Origin of the sequence: Nocardia macrotermitis (assembly GCF_009604405.1) — a bacterium.
Classification (GTDB): domain Bacteria; phylum Actinomycetota; class Actinomycetes; order Mycobacteriales; family Mycobacteriaceae; genus Nocardia; species Nocardia macrotermitis.
This window is the reverse complement of record NZ_WEGK01000001.1, coordinates 394,652-414,929: the sequence shown is the minus strand read 5'-3', so window position 1 is coordinate 414,929 and position 20,278 is coordinate 394,652. Positions and strand designations below refer to the sequence as shown.

The 20,278-nt window shown below is 69.1% G+C and carries 14 protein-coding genes; 4 read left to right on the top strand and 10 right to left on the bottom strand.

What is annotated here, in order from left to right:
* Positions 1-4: 4 nt before the first annotated feature.
* The 4 genes from NRB20_RS01765 to NRB20_RS01750 form a co-directional block, all read right to left on the bottom strand.
* On the bottom strand, positions 5-352 hold the full coding sequence (locus NRB20_RS01765; protein WP_153407384.1) for a RidA family protein: 348 nt from the start codon (positions 350-352) through the stop codon (positions 5-7).
* A 58-nt stretch (positions 353-410) separates the two neighbouring features.
* On the bottom strand, positions 411-1,508 hold the full coding sequence (locus NRB20_RS01760) for an alpha-hydroxy acid oxidase (RefSeq protein WP_319944328.1): 1,098 nt from the start codon (positions 1,506-1,508) through the stop codon (positions 411-413).
* Positions 1,505-3,001, bottom strand: a complete 1,497-nt coding sequence (locus NRB20_RS01755; protein ID WP_153407383.1) for an amino acid permease — start codon at positions 2,999-3,001, stop codon at positions 1,505-1,507. The genes NRB20_RS01760 and NRB20_RS01755 overlap by 4 nt, the downstream gene beginning before the upstream one ends.
* A 253-nt stretch (positions 3,002-3,254) precedes the next feature.
* Positions 3,255-4,424, bottom strand: a complete 1,170-nt coding sequence (locus NRB20_RS01750) for an MFS transporter (RefSeq protein ID WP_153407382.1) — start codon at positions 4,422-4,424, stop codon at positions 3,255-3,257.
* Positions 4,425-4,569: 145 nt separating this feature from the next.
* On the opposite strand from NRB20_RS01750, the gene NRB20_RS01745 reads away from it, so the two are divergent.
* Positions 4,570-5,193 (top strand): TetR/AcrR family transcriptional regulator, encoded by a 624-nt coding sequence (locus NRB20_RS01745; protein ID WP_153407381.1) that lies wholly within the window; start codon positions 4,570-4,572, stop codon positions 5,191-5,193.
* Position 5,194: 1 nt separating this feature from the next.
* Positions 5,195-5,455, top strand: a complete 261-nt coding sequence (locus NRB20_RS01740) for a hypothetical protein (protein WP_153407380.1) — start codon at positions 5,195-5,197, stop codon at positions 5,453-5,455.
* Between the two features lie 3 nt (positions 5,456-5,458).
* Here NRB20_RS01740 and NRB20_RS01735 read toward each other — a convergent pair whose 3' ends face one another.
* The 5 genes from NRB20_RS01735 to NRB20_RS01715 all read right to left on the bottom strand — a co-directional run bounded on the left by NRB20_RS01735 (position 5,459) and on the right by NRB20_RS01715 (position 14,936).
* Positions 5,459-9,667: a TIGR02680 family protein gene (locus NRB20_RS01735; RefSeq protein WP_153407379.1), complete on the bottom strand. Its 4,209-nt coding sequence runs from the start codon at positions 9,665-9,667 to the stop codon at positions 5,459-5,461.
* Positions 9,667-11,112, bottom strand: a complete 1,446-nt coding sequence (locus NRB20_RS01730; protein WP_319944430.1) for a DUF2398 family protein — start codon at positions 11,110-11,112, stop codon at positions 9,667-9,669. The genes NRB20_RS01735 and NRB20_RS01730 overlap by 1 nt, the downstream gene beginning before the upstream one ends.
* Positions 11,112-12,644, bottom strand: a complete 1,533-nt coding sequence (locus NRB20_RS01725) for a TIGR02677 family protein (protein ID WP_153407787.1) — start codon at positions 12,642-12,644, stop codon at positions 11,112-11,114. Before NRB20_RS01725 ends, NRB20_RS01730 begins: the two co-directional genes overlap by 1 nt.
* Positions 12,645-12,954: 310 nt before the next feature.
* Positions 12,955-13,719 (bottom strand): DUF2127 domain-containing protein, encoded by a 765-nt coding sequence (locus tag NRB20_RS01720; RefSeq protein ID WP_153407378.1) that lies wholly within the window; start codon positions 13,717-13,719, stop codon positions 12,955-12,957.
* 23 nt (positions 13,720-13,742) lie between these two features.
* Positions 13,743-14,936 (bottom strand): XRE family transcriptional regulator, encoded by a 1,194-nt coding sequence (locus NRB20_RS01715; RefSeq protein WP_227833100.1) that lies wholly within the window; start codon positions 14,934-14,936, stop codon positions 13,743-13,745.
* A 242-nt stretch (positions 14,937-15,178) separates the two neighbouring features.
* On the opposite strand from NRB20_RS01715, the gene NRB20_RS01710 reads away from it, so the two are divergent.
* A complete protein-coding gene (locus NRB20_RS01710) occupies positions 15,179-15,496 on the top strand; it encodes a hypothetical protein (protein WP_153407377.1) in 318 nt (105 codons plus the stop codon).
* A 71-nt stretch (positions 15,497-15,567) separates the two neighbouring features.
* Here NRB20_RS01710 and NRB20_RS01705 read toward each other — a convergent pair whose 3' ends face one another.
* Positions 15,568-16,455 carry a PAC2 family protein gene (locus NRB20_RS01705; RefSeq protein ID WP_319944327.1) on the bottom strand — a complete coding sequence of 296 codons (888 nt, stop codon included), beginning with the start codon at positions 16,453-16,455 and terminating at the stop codon, positions 15,568-15,570.
* Positions 16,456-16,662: 207 nt separating this feature from the next.
* Between NRB20_RS01705 and metH the strand changes: the two genes are divergently transcribed.
* Positions 16,663-20,241 carry a methionine synthase gene (metH, locus tag NRB20_RS01700; protein WP_153407376.1) on the top strand — a complete coding sequence of 1,193 codons (3,579 nt, stop codon included), beginning with the start codon at positions 16,663-16,665 and terminating at the stop codon, positions 20,239-20,241.
* Positions 20,242-20,278: the final 37 nt, after the last annotated feature.

Sequence of the window (20,278 nt, the reverse complement as noted above, 5' to 3'; positions counted from 1 at the left end):
TCCCTCAGTATGCGGCGATCGCGATCGCCTGGATTTCGATGAACAGCCCCTCGATGGGCAGGGTGGTGACGGTGGTGGTCCGCGCCGGTGCGGCTGACTCGAAAAACTTTGCGAAGGCTGCGTTCCAGGATGCGAACCACTGCCGGTCCGACAGGTAGCAGTCCAGTTTCAGGACCTGTGCGCGGCTGCTGCCCGCCGCGTCGAGTGCGGCGTCGAGCTGGTCGAAGACGATTGCCGCCTGTTCGTCGAAGGTGGTGGCGGACACCGTCATCGAGGCGGTGTCGATCGCGGCCAGCCCGGAGGTGAAGACCAGCCCGGCGCCGGTGCGCGCGGCGGGGAAGGGAGCGTTCACGGGACTGTTCTCCTGTCGCGTGCCGGTGGTGTCCGGATGTCGGTGCGGCCCCGGCCCCTCATGCCGGGGCCCGCACGATCCGGGTGTGGTCGATATCGCCGAGAGTGGCTGCGCCGGAAAGGATCATCAGCGTGCGCAGCTCCTCGTTCAGCAGGGCGAATACCCGATCGACGCCGGCCTCCCCGGCGGCGGCGAGGCCGTAGATGGCGGCCCGGCCGATGATGACGGCGTCGGCCCCGAGCGCGAGCGCCAGGTAGACGTCACTGCCGGTGCGCACGCCGCTGTCCAGCAGGATCGGCAGCTCCGGGCCGACCGCCGCGCGGATGCTCGGCAGCATGTCGAGACTGGCCGGAGCCGGATCGAGTTGTCGGCCACCGTGATTGGAAACCACCAGGGCCGAGGCGCCGATGGCCAGGGCGCGTTCGGCGGCGGCCGGGGTCAGAATGCCCTTGGCGATCCACGGCAGGCCGAAATCCTTCGCCGCGTCGGCGAGCTGATCCCAATCCCACACCGCGCCACCCTGTTTGAGCAGCTGACCGAACACCTCGGCGACACCCGGCGCGCCGTTCTCACCGGTCAGGTTGCCCGCGAACAGGCGTTGATCCGGGTCGAAGCGATTGCCCATATTGCGCGTACGGAATCCGCCGACCGGGCAGTCCACGGTGATGCACAGCGCCTCGAAACCGTTGTGCGCCAGGCGTTGTGCCTCGGTGGGTGCGTGACCGAACGGGTGTAGCTGGGCGATGCGCGCGGCACGTGGTGCGGCGGCGTGCACCCGTTCGTAGGAGAAGCTGCCCGCCTCGGGCACGATCGAGAGTGCGCCGTGCTGTTGTGCGGCCCTGGCGACCGCGAGGTGGCCCTCGGCGTGGAAGAGGGCGTCACCGCCGAACGGCGCGGTCAGGATCGGCGTGTCGAGTCCGAGGCCGAGCAGTTCGGTGCGGGTCGAGGGCGTGCCGACCCCGCTCATCGGTGCGGGCAGGATGCGCCAGCGGTCGAAGGCGGCGGTATTGGCGCGCAGCGTGATCTCCTTGCCCGCACCGCCTTCGACGAAGTCCAGCACGTCCGGGGGCAGGATCGCGGCGGCGGCGCGGTGGATCTCGTCGAGGGTGCCGAAGTCGACCCGGGTGGGGTAGAAGCTGTCGAGTTGTGCGGTCACGCGGCACCTCCGGCCACGGCGGCCTCACCCGTGGTGGGCTCGCCGGTGGTGGACTCGGCCGGGGCGGCGGGCGTCCCGACGGTCGAATGTCTGCGGCCGTAGGTCAGGTACAGCACCACGCCCGCGGCACTCCAGATCACGAACCGCAGCCAGGTGAGCGGGGCGAAGGTGGTTGCCAGCCAGGCGCATCCGGCGATGGCGAGGATCGGGACCAGCGGCATGAGCGGCGTGCGGAAGGGCCGGGCCCGGCCGGGATCGGTGCGGCGCAGGATCATCACACCCAGCGCCACGATGACGAAGGCGAACAGCGCGCCGATATTGACCAGTTCGGCCACGGTGCCGATGGGCAGCAGTCCGGCCACCACCGCGATCACCACGCCCAGCACCAGGCTCAGTCGCACCGGCGCCCCGCGAGATCCGGTGCGGCACAGCGCCTTGGGCACCAGGCCGTCGCGGGCCATGGCGAACACCAGCCGGGTCTGACCGTAGAACACCATGAGCAGGCCCTTGGTGAGCGCGATCACCGACGCGACCAGAATCACCTTCCCGATCCAGCCCGCGCCGATCGCGGCCAGCGCCGTGGCCACCGGTGCGGCGTTGTTCAGGCTGGAATACGGTGCGACACCGGTCAATACGGCGCTGACCGCGACATACAGAACGGTCGCGACGATGACCGACCCGATGATGCCCCACGGCAGATCCCTACGCGGATTACGGGTTTCCTCCGCCGAGGTCGCCACCACGTCGAATCCCAGATAGGCGAAGAAGGCCAGGGCGGCTCCCGCGGCGATGCCGTTCACTCCGAATGGCATGAACGGCGCCCAATTTCCCGGATGCAGATGCGGCGCGCCGATCGCGACGACCAGCGCGAGTACACCGATGGTCAGCGCGACAAGGGTTTTCACCACGACGGCGGCGAGTTTCACCTCGAATACGAGTACGGCCACGATGACGCCGACGATTATCACCGCGGGCAGGTTGATAACTCCGCCGTCGCTGGGCCCGCCGGAAATGGCTTTGGGAAGCGTTGCGCCGAACAATGATTCGAGCATCGCGCGGAACAGTCCCGACCATCCGATCGCGACCGCCGCGGCGGCCACGGCGTATTCGAGCAACAGATTCCAGCCCACCAGGAATGCGGGCACCTCACCCATGGTCGAATAGGTGTAGGTGTACGCGCTGCCGGATACCGGTGTCATCGACGCCAGTTCGCTGTAGCACAGCGCGACGAGGACGCAGATCGCCCCTGCCAGCACGAACGACAGGATGATCGAGGGTCCGGCCTTGGTCGCGGCGGCCACTCCGGTGGTCACGAAGATGCCCGCGCCGATGATGGTGCCGACCCCCATCGCGATCAGATCCGTGCGGCCGAGGCTGCGTTTCAGTGTGCCGCCGGTACTTTCGGCGGAAGCGATCGATGCCTCGGTGCTGCGGACGCGGAACGGGTTCGTCCGGGGTGTGCTCGAGGGGCCGGTGCGGGTGGGTGCTGCCATGATCGGAATCCATTCGCTGGGAATGTATTTGGTTGTGCTGTATTCAGTGAAGCAACCTGATTTTGTGTTCCGGTGAACGCAGGTAACGAGCCCGTTTCGTGTTCAACCTGAAATATGTTGTCGTCCAATGTATTCGGGCACGAGAAAGGCGCACGGTTCCGATTCCGTGCGTGCTGCCGCAAATGCTGTTTCCGGTGAAAACTTCGGCGAGCGGACGATGCTCGGTGAAGCGGCGGAATGTGGTGCGGGGCGGTTATGCGATTGTCGAGGTCTGCGAAACGGGGGTGGGTGTCGCGGCGCGCCGCATTGCGCGTCGGCGAATGATCAAGGTGGCCAGGGTGATTCCGGCGAGCACGACCGCCGCGGCGAGTACCGCGTCACGCATCGACCCGACGGTGGCGACGACGCCCAGTGCGACGGTGCCGACCGCCGCGCACAGGTAGGCCACCGCGGCGAAGCGCGAGGCGATCCGGGCATGTCGATCCGGCGTCGCGGCGGCGCTGACGATGCGCAATCCGGTGCGATAGGCGATGCCCTGACCGCATCCGGCGACCGCGCCGCCGCACAGCAGCAGCGGTAGGCTCGGAGCCCAGGAGACCGCGGCGGCGATCGCCACCCCGGCGATGATGATCAATTGCGCCGCAACAGGTTCGGCGGGCAGCACCCGGGGCGGCAGGGCGCGCTGGGCGAGCCAGGCGCAGACCAGATACAGCGTGACCGGCAGTGCCAGCAGCATCAGATTGCGGGTGCCCAGCAGCTCTGCGCCGTAACTGGGCAGCAGCGCGACCACCAGACCGGCGGAGACCCATGCGGCGATTCCGGTGAGATATCCGGCGAGCGGCGGCTCGTCCGCGGCAGGCGCGTGCGCGGTGCCGCGCTCGACGGCCGCGGGACGCACACCGCGATCGGACAGCACGACCAGTGTCGCGAGCCCGAGCGTGATCGCGTGCACCAGGTACACGGTCACCCCCGGCGCGGGCAGATACTGCGCGAGCGCGGCCGCGGCGAATGTGCCCAGCGCGGAACCGAATACGGTCGCGGTCGCCAGCGCCGTGCGGCCCCGCTCGCCCCGGCGCTCCAGGATCAGTCCGGCGAGCGAGCCGGTGACCAGCCCGACCGAGAGTCCGGCGCAGATCCGCGCCAGGCAGGCGAGCCAGGCCGAATGCGCCAGTGCCATGGCCAGATCCGCGCCGATGCCGCAGGTGCTGCCCAGCGCGATCCGCCACCACCAGCCCTCGCGGGTGGGCGGCGTGCCGAGCAGCGACAACGTCGGGGTCAGTGCGAACAGGTACGCGGCGAAGATGACGGTGATGAGCAGCGGCGCCAGCGCCCATGCGTGCCGGTAGTACGGCATCATGCCGGTCGCCATGTTCGGCTGCGCCATGATCAGCACCAACAGCGCGCCCGGTGCCGCTACCCGCATCTCAACCCCTAAGTGAGCACATCTTCTCGTTTCGAGGATAGATAACTGAGAAGAACTTCTCTACTCGAACATGGAAACTGGCAGTTCCCCGTGAGTTTCCGACCCACCCGCTCGGGCGGTCCGGCGGCTTGTGCAGGATGGGATCGTGGCCGTGAACACCCGCAGCGATGCCCAGCGCAGCCGAGTGCTGCTGGTCGACGGGGTGCACACCCTGTTGCGGACGGGCCGGGTCGGCTTCTCGATTCCCGAACTCGCCGCCGTGTCGGGTGTCGGCGTGGCCACGGCCTACCGGCACTTCCCGACCCCGCAGGACGCCATGGCCGCCTTCCACCGCCGGGCGATAACCCAACTGCTGGAAGCGTTCTCACAGATCGGCCCCGGTGACCCGAACATCGGCCCGCGCGGCGATTCGCTCGACCGATTCCGGCTGTTCTGCGCGGCCTGGGTGGAACAGTCGATGCAGTGGGGCTCGGCGGTGCGCTACATCCGCAGCAGCAGCGGATTCATCGAGCGGCTCGCCGGCGGCGACGAGGCCATCACCGATCTGCACGACATCCTCGCCGGGGTGCTCGCGGCGCTGGTCGATGACGGTCGAGCACCGGACCTGGACATCACGTACGCGGTGCTGTTGTGGATCACCATCTTCGACGAACGCGTCGTCTACGACCTGGCCGAGCATCGGCGCTGGAGCGCTGCGGAGATCTGCGAGCACCTCACCCGTGCGGTCGCGGGGGCGCTCGGTGTCGGCGGGGGAGTCCCGCGCGGCTGAAATGAGCACGCACGGGGGCTCTTGCACACGATCATCGCTGCCGCTGCCGCTGCCGCTGCCGCTGCCGCTGCCGCTGCCGCTGCCGCTGCCGCTGCCGCTGCCGCTGTCGCTGCTGCTGCCGCCGTTGCTGCTGCCGCCGCTGACGGTTCTGGTCGGTGTCACATTGTCGGTGTGGTGGCGGCGCAGGGGCAATCTGGCGGTACCGGGCATCGCGCACGCCTTCAACGATGCGGTCCGCCAGGCATTGCTGTCCGGGCACTGACCGTCAGGACGTGAGTTCCATTGCCTCGTCCAGGGTTATGGCTCCCTCGACGGTGTGCGGTACGCGACGGCGGCCCGGCGACCCCAGGGCGGTGGTCAGGTCCGAGCCGTCGTGTTCGGCGAGCAGATCACGCGAGTCCCACACCAGAAGTGTTGCGCTGACGGTGTTCTCGGCGGCGGAGTGGGCCAGGTCGTAGTGGGCGCAGGCCGGGACGTGGTCGTAGGTGATCCACAGGTCGTAGCCGGTCATGAACAGGTCCAGGTCGAAATCGACCGACAGGCCCAGCAATTCGCTGCGGCCGTTGTCGTCGACACCGGCGAACGCCTCGTCCAGGGCGAGCAGGCGGGGGGCCTGCGGATCGGCCGAATCGAGCAGGACGTGGGCCGCGGCGAACAGCGGAAGGTGCAGGGACACAGACTGTTCGCCGCCGGACAGGGCGCTGTGCCGGGCCACGGTGAGCCGGTCCTCGGTCCCGTCGGCGGTGACCAGGGTGAACGAGAACGCGCGCCAGGTCCGGTAATCCAGTGTGGTGGCCAGGATTTCGGGATAGGAGCGTTCGGGGTGCGCGGCGCGCGCGGCCCGGATCTCGGCGGCGAAGTGCGCGCGGACGGTGGCCAGATCCTCCGGGCTCAGCTCGGAGGCGTCCCGGTCGAGCAGTTTGCAGACCGCGCGGGCGGACTCGGACAGCCCGTCCGCCAGCACCCAGTGCACGCCGATGGTATTGCCCGAGGACATCCGGCGCTGCCGCATCTCCGAACCCATGCGGGTGATGAGATCGCGTGCGTCACTGGTGCGTTCGTGGATCTGCTGAGCCAGTCCGGTCAGCAGCGCGTCCTCGAGGATGCGGCGTTCGGCGTCGGTGAGCAGCAGTTCCTGATCCGAGCGGGCGCCGGCGATGCGGTCGGCGAAATCGGCGAGCGCGGCGGCGCCCTGATCGTCGTGCACCTGCACGACGGTGAGGCCGTCGGCAGCGTCCCACTGCAACCGGTAGTCCTGCCGGGCCGCGGCCAGCGCCGCGTCGAATTCCTGTAGCGCCGCGGTCACCGCGCTGCGGGTGGACTTGCGCGCCGCCTCACCCGCGCGCACGGAAGCCGTTGCCGCACACAGCCCGTCGAACAGTTCGTGCACCTCCTCGGGCAGCACCCGCGGAGTGGTCTCGGGTCCGCCGGTCTCGATCCGGTACAGCAACTGCTCCGGCGTCGACCAGGCCGCCTCGGTACTCGGCCAGCGGCAGTGCTCGGGTGCGCCCAGCAGGCTCAGCAGATCCGGACGGGCATAGGGCGCAAGGTGTTTCACGTCGGCGAGCAGTTCGGTCAGGGCGGTGCCGAGCGAATCGTGCGCGGCCCGGTAGGCTCCTTCGGCCGAACCCACCGCCTCGATCGCGTCCGAGGCCGCCTTGCGGGCGGTCTTCTGCTCGGCCCGCGCGGACTCGATCCGCATCCGGGCCTGTTCGAGTTCGCGATCGATATCGGCCGCACCCGCGCCCAACGCCTCGCGCAACGTCTCGAGCTTGCGCGACTGCTCCTCGTACCCGGCCCGCGCCGATTCGGCCTCCTCGGCGAAAGCCTCTGCGAGATCCCGGGATTCGGTGAGGCGATCCTCGCTTTCGCGGGCCCGCTCGTGATCGCGCAGATGATCCCCGCGCAGCCGCAGCAGGGCGGTGCCGGTGTTCTCGAAATGCCGGATGGCCGCGGCCAGGGCATCGAGTTCGGCCGGATCGCGCGGTGCGCGGTGCGCGGCCGCGACGCCGCGCACCTTCTTGTCGGCGGTGGTGAATTCGGCGACCGCCTGGTCCAGATCGCTCTCGGACTGCGCCGCCGATTCGGCCCGTGACCGCAGCATGCCCGCGGCCTCGGCGACCGCGCGCAATGCCGAGGTGACCGCGTGGGTGCGAGGCAATGCCTTGGCGGCAGCGGTGATTCGAGCCAGCTGCGCGGTCGCGTCCCGCTGCTGCGCGGCCGCTTCCCGCTCACTGGCCTGCGCGGTCGCCACGGCAGCGGCGAGTTCGGTCAGCCGCAGCTCACGGCGGCGGGCGCGGGCGGTGGCACCGATGAACTCGGCATGCGGTTTGGTGTGGCGGCCCAGTTGCACGCCCTGGCGGTATCGGCCCTCCGCGTCGATCATCACCGGGGAAGTGTCACCCTCGTGAGTGACCTTCTCGGACAGGGCGATCGAGGCCAGTACGCCCGCGACCACCTCGCGAGGAACCGTCAGCACATCCGAATCGTCCTCGACGACAAGCACATCGGCCAGCGTCCGCCCCGACGGCCGCTGCTCCGGCGGCAACGGCACCAGGAACTGATCCGAATCATGCTGCGGCAAATCGTCTTCCGGAGACACCCAGCCGTCCAGCAGATCAGCGGCCTGCAACGCCGCTTCGAGCCCCGCGGCCTGCTCGGCCGAGACGTCCTCGGCGAAACGCACCAGCCGCCACAGCGGCGCACCCGCGCGATCGACCCGCGAATCGCTGCGAGCGGCGAAAGACGGTGGGGCGTCCTCCTTCTCGGCCGCCACCCGATCCCGCTCGGCCCGCAATTCGGCGATCCGGGTCGTGGCCTGTTCGGCGGCGGCGCGGGACTGCTGCCGTTGCGCGTGGATCTGCTCGGTGAGCGGTTCGGTGTGCTCGGCGAGCACCTCGGTGAGGGTGGCCGCGTCATCCGAACCCGCCGCGGCCAGCGCGGTATCGAGTGCCTCGAACAGTCCGGCCTGCACCGGTTCGTGCACCTCGCGGTGGGTTTCCCACCAATCACGCAGTGCCGCGGCGGTATTCGATCGCGCCAGCGTCACGGTGGCCTCGGCTTCGGCGAGCGCGGCCGCGGCGGTGTCGCGCTGTTCGATCGCGCGCTGCGCGGCCCGTTCGGCCCGGGTGCGTCCCGCGGCGGCGGTATCGACCGAGGTCAACGCCTGCCGCACCGCCCGTACATCGGCGTCGCGCTCCTCGGCGTGACTGCGCACGGTCGTGGTGAGCTGTTCGGCACGGGCCTGCTCGGGCAGCGCGGACCACGCGATACCGGCCTCCTCCGCCGCCGCGCGCAACTCGTCCTCACCACGGGACAGCGCCGCGGTCGCGGATTCGACTGCGGCGCGGGAACGTTCGGCCTCCTCGGCCCGCTGATCGACGGCCTGCTGCGCCTTGGTCGCCTTGTCGCGATGCACCGCGGCGGAGGTCTCCAACCTGCGCACCGCGTCGGCCAGATCGTCGAGTTGCTGCTTGCCCTCGTACGCGCTCGAACGCTGGAGCGTCTCCCGATCGGTCAGCGCCTGCTCGTAGCCCCGGTCGGCGGCCTCGGCGCGTTCCTCGGCGGCGGTGCGCTCACCCTCGCGACGCTGCCGCAACGCCGTGGCCGCGAACAACGCGGTACTGCCGTGCGTCACCGCGTCGATGCGCGCGCTGACCTGATCCGCATCGCTCTTCGCCTGCACCGCAAGGTATTTGCGATACACCCCTACGAACGCGCGGGTCGCGGTGTCGGCCTGCACCAGCCCCTCGAGCGTGCGGCCGACCTCCTCCATATCGCTGAACGAGCGTGCCGCGTCCAGGATGAGCTGTTCGTCCAGCGGCCGTAGACCGTCGGTGAGCGCCTGCGAGAGCCCACGCGGATCGAGATTCTTGGCCAGTTGCGGACGACGCAGTGTCAGAATGAGATTGATCAGCTGATCGAAGCGCTGCACCCCGAGCCCGAACATGCGCGCGTCGATCGCCGCGCGATAATCCACCGGGCGGTCGGTGATCGCGTCGGTGCCGATCTGTTCGGCCAACTGCTTGCGGGTCAGCGGCCGATCGTCCGGCCCGATCAGCGAGAAGTCGACACCCACCCGCCCGTCGGCGACGAAATACCAGCGCGTCACCTTGTCCGAGGACCGGGTCGCGCGCATCCCGATGCCGACGGTGACGACCTCCGGATCCTCGCGCCGCCCGCGCGCGAACTCCATCCACACGTACGAGTACGCCGATTCCTGCTTGCGGTACAACAGATTCGACTTCATCGTGCGTTCCTCACCCGCGAACGGGTTGAGCCGACGCGGTTCGATCCGCCCGTCGAACACGAACGGGAACAGCACCTCGAGCCCCTTGGTCTTACCGGACCCGTTGGGCCCGCGCAGCACCAGCCGCCCGTCGGCGAAACAGAACTCCTGGTCGCGGTAGTCCCAGAGGTTGATGATGCCCGCCCGTGTGGGTACGAATCGGACGCCGCCGTGGATGAGCTCCATCAACTCCCCTTCTGTGCCGGATAGGCGTGGTCGCCGAGCGCGGTCGCGGAGGCGAACAGCTCGCTCTTGGCGCGCGTGCGGACCGTGACGACCGCGCCGCGGTACCGGGCCAGCGCGGGCAGGATCAACAGGACGGGCTCGGAAACCGTTCCGCCGGAACCCGTTTCGTCGGTGATCGGTTCGACCAGATGCAGCCGTTCGAGCAGCGCGAGGACCTCCCGGGTCAAGCCGGGGACATCGGCCTGCCACTGCGCGGCGAACGTGGACCCGTAGCGATCGGTGAGGGCCTGGACGGTCTCGTGGATCCAGGACATCGGTACGACCGGATGATCCGGTTCCTCGCCGGGCTCGTCCGACTCGTCGAGATCCTCCGAATCATCCTGTGCGGCAGCGGGATCGGGTGAGACGACCAGCGGGTCGAACACCGTCGACTCCGGAATCGCCTCGTCCAGCGCGTCGGCCAGCGTCCTCGCCGGTGCGGGACGGCGCCGGCGTTCGACGGGATTGTCGATGTCCAGCACCAGATCCGCGATCTCACCGATCAACAGCAGCGCGACCTGCGCGAGCGTTCCGGTGCTCGGGAACCGCACATCGGACAGCCGCCCCGAGGTATCGATCAACGCCACCCCCTCGGCGCGCCGCTCGGCCCGCAACCCGGTCAGCAACTCCACCTCGGCGACGACCTTCTCCGTACCCAGTTGCGCCCGTTCGGATTCGGTCAGCTCCCGCGCGTACACCACCGGCCGCTCGACCAGCGCCCGCCGCACCCGACGGGCATCCGCGGCCCGCCCCTGCGCCGTGGAAGCGACTGTGCCACCGTCGGATTCGTCCTCGAACAGCCCGCGCACACTGCGCAGGTGCTGCAACACTCGCGGCGGCCGGAAGATCGCGAAGACCACGGCCCGATCGATGTCGTAGAGCGCCTCACCGGCTTCGGGATCCGCGGCCCAGCCCCCGGCGTCACCATCGGCGAGGGTCAGCGCACCGCGCGCGCCCAACCAGGCCACGGCATCGACGAACGCGTCACGATCCGCGGCCCGATCGGTGGACAGTTCGAGCCCGTCGACCCGCGTCGCATAGGAGGCGACCTGATCGGCCAACTCCGACAACGTCACCTGATCACCGGCCCGCCCGAGCGCGGCCAGCGCCAGCGACAGATACGCGTAGCGCCGCCGATCGAATACCCGATCACCCGGCGTGCGCGCCGGACGCCCGGAATCGAGCCGATCCAGCACCGGGAACAACCGGGCCGTGGTCTCGGTGACCTCGAGCCGGTAGCCGAACAGTTCGGCCATGTCCTCACGCAGTTCGGTGGCCCAGCGCCGCAGCAGCGGCAGCGCGATCCGGTCCGGATAACTGCGCGTGACCAGGTGGTTGGCCAGGATCACCCGCGCGGCCCGCTGATAGTTGTCCAGCGCGAGCGAATCTATGGTGCGAGCGTGGATCACGACCGCACCTCCGTGGAAGACGTTCGGGCCCTGCCGTTCTCACGGATCTCCAGACGGCGGTTGTTCAGATGCAGCAGCCCGCGCGCGGTCCGCACCACGGTCGAACCGGGATGTTCGGACACCGTGAGCGTGACCCCGCTGTCCGAACCGGTGGTCCCGGTCCGTCCGCTGACCGGCACCCACGCGGTCGAGGCCGCGTCCAGCAGGCGCAGCAGCACCTCGGTCTCACCGTCGTCCAGCACCCGCTCGTGCAGGTCGGCGCCGGCCAGCGACTGTGCCGCGGCCGATCGCGCGCGCTGCGCCTCGAGCTGTGCCTGCCGCAGCCGCCGCATCCCCGCGTCGTTGCGCACGATGCGCGAGGGCGCTCCCGGCGACGGCGGCCGCCCGGTCTCGGCGAGTGTGCGCGCGATCTCCAGAGGCGGTGCGTCCCACCAGGATCGGCTCGCGGGAATGACATCGGCGTCGGGATGTTCCATCGACAGATGCCGCGGCCGCCCCAGCCCGAAGACCGCGTCGAACAGGGCGTGCGCGCTCTCGGTGGTCGGCGCGGCGGTGAACCAGCCGGCCAGATGCCGCAGCGCGGATTCCCGGCTCACCCCGCCCTTGCGGGTCTCGGTGACGCGGCGCAGCAGCGACAGCACCGCGGCGATCGCGCTCATCGTCGCATCGCGCAACCGCTCGGCCTCGGTCTGCCCCGTCCCGGACCGCGGCTGGGCATCCGAATTCCCTTCGCCCGCAGCGATATCCGCGGCGGTGGCGACGAACCAGCCACGCAGCCCGCGCCAGCGATCCCGCCAGTCCTCCCGGCGATCGGCGACGCTGAGCAGCACCCGCTCGTCGCACGCCCCGGCCCGCGCGATCATCTCCTCGACGCCGGTCTCCTCCACCTCGGCGATCGCGGCGGCCAGCCGCGGGGCGAAGCGCGCGAGGTCCATACTGAATTCGCGCATGTGCGCGAGCAACGCATCCTTGTGTGCCAGAAAGGATTCCGGTGTCGCCTCGGTGGTGCGCACCAGATCGCCCAGCGTCAGATAGAAGTGCGCGGCCCGGTCGGCCAACTCGGACAGGGTGGTGTCCAGACGCTTCAGGATGCGGTAGACGCGTTCGGCGTCACCGGTGCGATTGGCATGGGCCAGGGCCTGCAGGTCGGTCAGCAGCTCCGGCAGCACCAGCCGGGACAACGCCGCCTCGTCCAGCCGCGCGCCCAGCACCTCCGAGACCGCGCGATAGGCGTGGAACCCACCCTGCGAGAACTGATAGACGAAGTGCCGGTTGCGATACTCGGCCAGGGTCGCCGCGCGCGTCCCGTCGTAGCTGCGCTCGAGCACACCCCACTGATGCAGTTGTTCCAGCAGCGGACCCACCTCGACGGAGGACAATCGCGGCGCGCCCGGAAACCGGGTCAGCGCCTCGGCCACATCGCTGGCGTGCAGCAGCACCACATACGCGGCGCGGGCCTGATCGAACGCCCGCAGCACCCACAGGTACTCCCCGCGCTTCTCCGCCGTGGCGAAGGTGAACAGCCGCAACCGATCCTCGGCTGCGGCGGCATCGATACCCGCCGGGGCGAACACCACGCGACCGCGGGGGAGCGCCGCACCGTCGAACAGTGCCCCGGGCGTCGCGCCGGGGGCCGGATCCTGCGATGACCGGCGTGTGCCGGGGTCCTCCGGGGCCGTTCCGGAGGTGCGCGGCACCGCGGACCCACCCTCGGACGTCGCGGACGCGGCGTCGGGCAGCAATCCTTCAGCGGACTCGGTCACCGGGTCGAGGGTAATACCGATGCCCGCACGGCCACGCGGCGTCCCCGGCATCGGCGCGCCGAGCCCGCGCCGGCGATCAGGACGTGGGCACCGCGACGGCCGAACGTTCGACGGTGAGCAGGCTCTCCTCGTTGTGTTCGGCGTGATACGCGCGCCCACCGCCGTTGATACCGAACAGTCGCTTGGACCACAGCAGCCACAGCACCGCGACGATATTGATCAGCAGCGCACCCGCGCGCACCACCGTGATCTTCTCGGTCAGCTCGTAGATCTCCAGCGGCAGGAAGATGGCGGTCGCGATCACCGCGAAGTACTCACCCCAGCGCTGCGCCAGCCACAACCCGATCGCCTCGATGAATTCGATCGCCGCGTAGGCCAGCAGGCCCACCGCGATCAGGGTGAGCATCGTCGGCGAGAGCTTCCAGCCCTGTTCGATGAAGTGCACGATCTTCGAATTGCTCGGATCCCAGCCGAGCTGATCGGCCAGCGGCTGGATCAGCGGCATCTCCTTGTCGAATGCCGCGTGCAGCTGATGCTGCGAATTGCGCACCTTGAACACCCCGGCCCCGAGCACGACGAAGGCCAGACCGCGCACGATCCGCTCGATCGCCAGGAATCGCAGGATGAACCGGTCCCGCAGCAGCCGCCCGCGCGGCACCTCCGGCGCTTCGTCGGCCGGTCCGCTGCCCGCCGGATCCCCGACGACGAAGGTGCCGCAGCGCAGGCAGCGCCAGGCGACTCCCGCCGGAGTCGAAACATGCAGGCGCGCAGCGAGTTCGGTCTCATCCGGCGCGTAGGTGGCATGCCCCCGCCATGAGCAGGACCGCAAACTGAAATCCATTGGGGGAGAGTAACAAGCCCCGGCTACGCCGTCGCCAGCTCACGGAGTTGATCGAGGTAGGTGTGGGTGCGTGGGTCGTCGGGGTAGTGCTCGATCATCTCCCGGGCGGTCTCCCCGGCTATCCACATCAGCGACGGCAGGGAGCGGCGGGTGCCGGTGAAGGCGCGCACGCCCTCGTCCACGGCCAGATCCAGTTCGCCGTCGTGCACGGCCGCCACGGCCAGCGTCAGCCGGGCCTCGGCGACGCGCATGGGTTTGAGCACGGTGTCCCCGGGGCCGGTGGACGTCCGGATCACCTGGCGCGCGTGGGCGCGGGCCAACTGGTCGTCCCCGATGACGCGGCTGCAATCCATGGCGTAGAAATCGAGTTTCTCCGGGTCCACGACGAAATGGTTGTCCAGATTGGCCGGATGATCCAGGCGGTCCAGGATCGCCCGGCCCCGCCGCAACGCGGCCTCCATCGCCCCGCGATCACCCAGGCGCGCCCACCCCTTGGCCTGCTGCGCGGCGAGCTGCACCCCCACCGCGAGTTGCTGAGTGCTTGCCAAAGCGGCGTCGGCGGCGTCGATCGCGCCGCGATAGTTGCCCTGCGTGAGCGCGAACCAGGCGGCCATCTCCGCGCCCCAGCCGACGATCTCGGCGTGATCGGCCTCCCGTCCCAGGGACAGCGCCGCCCGGCGGGTCGCCTCGGCCTCGGTGCGCCGACCCAGATCGAAGTCCAGGCAACCGACCAGCAGCGCGACCCATCCGGCCAGCACCAGCACCTCGCGATGCTGCGCGAGGGTCAACCGCGCGTCCAGCAGCGAGGTGATCCGGCGCAGCCACGCGGTGCCCTCGGCGTGCAGGGTGCGCGGATCGCCGCAGGGATATTCGCAGCACAGCCGCTCCGCGGTGATCCGGATGGCGTCCAGGGTGGCCGTCGAGACGTCCGACATGCGCAGGCGGCCGAGGAATTCCAGGGTGTCCATCCCGGTGGAGGACAGCAGCTCGTCGTCCCGGTTGGGGCGGGCCTTGGGGAAGAACGCCGCGGTCACGGTGTCGAAGGCGGCGGCGATGATCGGCGCGTAGAACTCGTCCGGCCGCGACTCGCCCGACTCCCAGCGCCGCCAGTTGCGTAGCAGGGTGCTGTCGGTCGGCAGGTTGTGCGAGGACTTGGCGCGCATCGCGCGCACCGCCTCGGTCTGCGACCACCCCCTGGCGTCTCGCTCGGAACGCATCCTGACAGCCCAGACGGGTCGATCGTCACCAGCGGCCACCCCCCGAGTATCCCACCAGTTAACTCTGGATGGCCCGGATAGGGCATCCGAATGTCAGCGCATTGACATCTGCAATTACATTTGTCGGTGATGCATGCTCGAAGCGGGTCGATTTCCGGCCCGCGCGGTACCGCCGAAACCGGGCACAACCCCGCTCCACGCGGGGGTCCGACAACAGAACAGCGATCCCTATCCAGATCCCAATGGAGGTTCGGGTGGAAGCGTTGATCTATGGGTATGTGCGTGACGAATTGGCCGAAGGCCACTCCGAGGAGCTCGAGGACGCCATGTGCAGCCTCGCCAGCTCCGCGGGGATGTGCTTCGCCGCGACGTTCCATGAATCGACCACCGGCGACGGCACCGCATTCGCGGAACTGACCGCCGAGCTCAAACGCGCCGACGCACATCACGTCGTGGTTCCGTCACTGGAACATCTTGCGGGACAGACGATCCCGCGCGAAATCCTGCTCGCCAAACTGGCCGCGGAAGCAGAGGCACGAGTCTGGACCGTGGACACCTGACACCCGGCGCGATGCCGTGCGCGGACGGCCCGCCGGAACGTTCGGCGGGCCACCGCGGGTGAAATCGGGAACTACAACCCGAAGGTGCCCGGGCCGCCGCGGCGGCGCAGGTACTTCTCGAATTCGGCGGCGATCGCGTCGCCATCGATCTTGGCCATGGCCTCGTTGAGGTCGACCGCCGCGTCGCCGCGTTCCTCCAGGGAGCGGACGTACTCGGTGACCTCGTCGTCGCCCTCGGTCATCTCGTCCACCGCGGACTCCCAGTCCTCGGACTGCGACGGCAGTTCGCCGAGCGGGACCTCGATGTCCAGCACCTCCTCGACCCGATGCAGCAGGGCGATGGTGGCCTTGGGGTTCGGCGGCTGGGAGACGTAGTGCGGCACGGCCGCCCAGAACGACACCGCCGGGACGCCCGCGCGCACGCAGGCATCCTGCAGGACGCCGGTGATTCCGGTCGGCCCCTCGTAACGGGTCTGCTCCAGGCTGAACTGTTCGGCCGCCTCCTTGTTGTAGGCGGTGCCGGTGACGGGGACGGGGCGGGTGTGCGGGGTGTCGGCGAGCAGCGCGCCGAGGATGACCACGGTGGTCACGTGCAACTGTTCGACGAGTTCGAGGATGTCGTCGCAGAAACTGCGCCATCGCATATTCGGTTCGATCCCGTGTAACAGCACCACATCGCGTTCGCTGCCGGGTGGCGAGCACACCGACAGCGTCGTGGAGGGCCACTGGATCTCGCGGGTCACGCCGTCGACCTGGCGGACGGTCGGCCGGTTCACCTGGTAGTCGTAGTAGTCCTCGGAGTCGAGTTCGGCGAGAGGTTCGGCGTCCCAGATCAGTTCCAGATGCTCGATGGCGCCGCTGGCGGCGTCGGCGGCGTCGTTCCAGCCCTCGAAGGCGGCCACGAGCACCGGATCGCGCAACGTCGGCAGGTCCGGATCGGGTGATGCACTGGCGTTCACCCGGTCAGCCTACGGTGTACGGGCCCCGCTGTTCATGGCATATTGCCGAGAGCATGCGCGTGTTGGCCGGGGCGGGGTGCGAATTCCGGGCATACCGTGTGGCGGGCCGACCGGGCCGTCGGTTCGAATGTGGCGCGGACCACTCCGGGCGCCCGTGACCCGGCGCTGTCGGCCAACTTGTCAGCGCCTCCCATTACTCTCTAGTACATGTCTGTGTCCCCCCGCGCCGAGTTCGATACCACCCTGCTCGACACGCTCGCCCGGCGTGTCGTGATCGGAGACGGTGCGATGGGCACCATGTTGCAGGCCGCGGATCTGTCACTGGACGACTTCCGCGGCCTCGAAGGCTGCAACGAGATCCTCAACGACACCCGCCCGGATGTGTTGCGGCACATCCACCGCGCCTACTTCGAGGCCGGCGCGGATGCCGTGGAGACCAACACCTTCGGCTGCAACCTGCCCAACCTGGCCGATTACGACATCTCCGATCGCATCCGTGACCTGTCCGAGCGCGGCACCCGCCTGGCCCGCGAGGTCGCCGACGAGATGGGCCCGAGCGCCGAGGGCACCCCGCGCTACGTGCTGGGGTCGATGGGGCCTGGCACCAAACTGCCGACGCTGGGCCACGCCCCGTTCGCCGCCCTGCGCGACGCGTACACCGAAGCGGCCCTGGGCATGCTCGACGGCGGCGCCGACGCCATCCTGATCGAGACCTGCCAGGACCTGTTGCAGGTCAAGGCCGCGGTGACGGGTTCGCGGCGCGCGATGGTCCACGCGGGCCGCCGGATCCCGATCATCACCCACGTCACCGTCGAGACCACCGGCACCATGCTGGTCGGCAGTGAGATCGGCGCGGCGCTGACCGCGATCGAGCCGCTGGGTGTCGACATGATCGGCCTGAACTGCGCCACCGGCCCCGCCGAGATGAGCGAACATCTGCGGCACCTGTCCAAGCACGCGCAACTGCCGGTGTCGGTGATGCCGAACGCGGGCCTGCCGGTGCTGGGCGCCAACGGGGCCGAATACCCGTTGACGCCGGAGGAATTGGCCGCCGCGCTGAGCGGTTTCGTCTCCGAATTCGGCCTCGCGCTGGTCGGCGGCTGCTGCGGCACCACCCCCGAACACATCCGTCAGGTCGCCGAGGCGGTGCGCGGCACCACCCGGGCCACCCGCGCGCCGGAACACGAGCCGAGCGTGTCGAGTATGTACACCGCGGTCCCGTTCGAGCAGGACGCGTCGGTGCTGATGATCGGCGAGCGCACGAATGCCAACGGCTCCAAGGCATTCCGCGACGCGATGCTGGCCGAGGACTGGCAGCGGTGCCTGGACATCGCCAAGGACCAGACCCGCGACGGCGCGCACATGCTGGACCTGTGCGTCGACTACGTCGGCCGCGACGGCACCAAGGATATGGAGGCCCTGGCCAGCCGCCTGGCCACCGCCTCGACCCTGCCGATCATGCTCGACTCCACCGAAACCCCGGTGCTGCGAGCGGGTCTGGAACATCTGGGCGGCCGCTGCGCGGTCAACTCGGTCAACTACGAGGACGGCGCGGGCCCGGATTCGCGCTTCCAGAAGACCATGGCGCTGGTCGCCGAGCACGGCGCGGCGGTGGTCGCGCTGACCATCGACGAGCAGGGCCAGGCTCGCACCGCCCGGCACAAGGTCGAGATCGCCGAACGCCTGATCGCCGACATCACCGGCAACTGGGGTCTGGCCGAGAGCGACATCATCATCGACACGCTGACCTTCACCCTGGGCACCGGCCAGGAGGAGTCCCGGCGCGACGGCCTGGAGACCATCGAGGCCATCCGCGAACTCAAGCGCAGGCATCCGGAGGTGCAGACCACCCTGGGTCTGTCGAACATCTCCTTCGGCCTGAATCCGGCCGCGCGCCAGGTGCTCAATTCGGTCTTCATGAACGAATGCGTCGAGGCCGGACTGGATTCGGCGATCGTGCACGCCTCCAAGATCCTGCCGATGAGCCGGATCCCGGAGGAGCAGCGCGACACGGCCCTGGATCTGGTCTACGACCGGCGCAGCGAGGGCTACGACCCGTTGCAGAAGCTGATGACCATGTTCGAGGGCGTCTCGACGGCGTCCTCGCGGGCCTCGCGCGCGGAGGAGCTGGCCGCGCTGCCGCTGTTCGACCGGCTCGAGCGCCGCATCGTCGACGGCGAGCGCAACGGTATCGAGGCCGATCTGGACGCGGCGATGGTCGAGGTGCCGCCGCTGCGGATCATCAACGAGACGCTGCTGTCCGGCATGAAAACCGTCGGTGAGCTGTTCGGTTCGGGTCAGATGCAGCTGCCGTTCGTGTTGCAGTCCGCCGAGGTGATGAAGGCCGCGGTCGCCTATCTGGAACCGCATATGGAGGCCACCGACGATTCGGGCAAGGGCCGCATCGTGCTGGCCACGGTCAAGGGCGATGTGCACGACATCGGCAAGAACCTGGTCGACATCATCCTGTCCAACAACGGGTACGAGGTCGTCAACCTGGGCATCAAACAGCCGATCGCGACCATCCTGGACGCCGCGACGGACAAGAAGGCCGATGTGATCGGCATGTCCGGTCTGCTGGTCAAGTCCACCGTGGTGATGAAGGAGAACCTCGAGGAGCTCAACACCCGCGGGGTGGCCGATCAGTTCCCGGTGCTGCTGGGCGGCGCGGCGCTGACCCGCTCGTACGTCGAGAACGATCTGACCGAGGTCTACCGGGGCGATGTGCACTACGCGCGCGACGCGTTCGAGGGCCTGCGCCTGATGGACGAGATCATGACGATCAAACGCGGCGGCGGTATCGATGCCGACAGCCCGGAGGCGATCGCCGCGCGCGAGAAGGCCGCCGAGCGCAAGGCGCGGCACGAACGCTCCAAACGTATTGCGGCCGAACGCAAAGCGGCCGAGGTGCCCGTCGAGGTGCCCGCGCGCTCGGATGTCGCGGCCGAACTGCCCGTGCCGACGCCGCCGTTCTGGGGCAGCCGGGTGGTCAAGGGCCTGTCGCTCCAGGAGTATTCGGGTCTGCTCGACGAGCGCGCGCTGTTCCTGGGCCAGTGGGGTCTGCGCGGCCAGCGCAGCGGCGACGGTCCGAGCTACGAGGAACTGGTCGAATCCGAGGGCCGCCCGCGCCTGCGGTACTGGCTCGATCGGCTCACCGCGGGGGGTGTGCTCGCGCATGCCGCGGTCGTCTACGGGTATTTCCCGGCGGTCTCCGAGGGCGACGAGGTGATCGTGCTGAGCGAACCGGATCTCGGTGCGCCCGAACGTTATCGGTTCGCATTCCCGCGCCAGCAACGCGACCGTTTCCTGTGTATCGCCGATTTCATCCGTTCGCGCGAACTCGCGGCACGAACCGGACAGGTGGATGTGCTGCCCTTCCAACTCGTCACGATGGGCGCGCCGATCGCCGATTTCGCCAACGAGTTGTTCGCCGGGGACAATTACCGCGATTACCTCGAGGTGCACGGTATCGGCGTCCAGTTGACCGAGGCGCTGGCCGAATACTGGCACCGCCGGATTCGCGAGGAACTGGTGCTCGACGGGCACGCGGTGGCCGACGACGACCCCGCCGACGTGCAGGAGTACTTCAAGCTCGGATATCGCGGCGCGCGTTACTCATTCGGCTACGGGGCCTGCCCCGAACTGGAGGACCGGGCGAAACTGGTATCGATTCTCGAATCCGAGCGGATCGGTGTCACACTGTCGGACGAGTTGCAACTGCATCCGGAGCAGTCGACGGATGCGTTCGTCCTACTGCACCCGGAAGCGAAATACTTTAACGCGTAACATATTTGAGTTTCCGGGCTTGCACGCAGAGTGGCAG

What these genes read in the sequence shown, in the direction of transcription:
- metH (WP_153407376.1), top strand. Translation starts at nt 16,663, where the DNA reads ATGTCTGTGTCCCCCCGCGCCGAGTTCGATACCACCCTGCTCGACACG.
- NRB20_RS01735 (WP_153407379.1), bottom strand. Translation starts at nt 9,667, where the DNA reads ATGGAGCTCATCCACGGCGGCGTCCGATTCGTACCCACACGGGCGGGC.
- NRB20_RS01755 (WP_153407383.1), bottom strand. Translation starts at nt 3,001, where the DNA reads ATGGCAGCACCCACCCGCACCGGCCCCTCGAGCACACCCCGGACGAAC.
- NRB20_RS01740 (WP_153407380.1), top strand. Translation starts at nt 5,195, where the DNA reads ATGAGCACGCACGGGGGCTCTTGCACACGATCATCGCTGCCGCTGCCG.
- NRB20_RS01750 (WP_153407382.1), bottom strand. Translation starts at nt 4,424, where the DNA reads ATGCGGGTAGCGGCACCGGGCGCGCTGTTGGTGCTGATCATGGCGCAG.
- NRB20_RS01715 (WP_227833100.1), bottom strand. Translation starts at nt 14,936, where the DNA reads ATGCGTTCCGAGCGAGACGCCAGGGGGTGGTCGCAGACCGAGGCGGTG.
- NRB20_RS01720 (WP_153407378.1), bottom strand. Translation starts at nt 13,719, where the DNA reads ATGGATTTCAGTTTGCGGTCCTGCTCATGGCGGGGGCATGCCACCTAC.
- NRB20_RS01710 (WP_153407377.1), top strand. Translation starts at nt 15,179, where the DNA reads ATGGAGGTTCGGGTGGAAGCGTTGATCTATGGGTATGTGCGTGACGAA.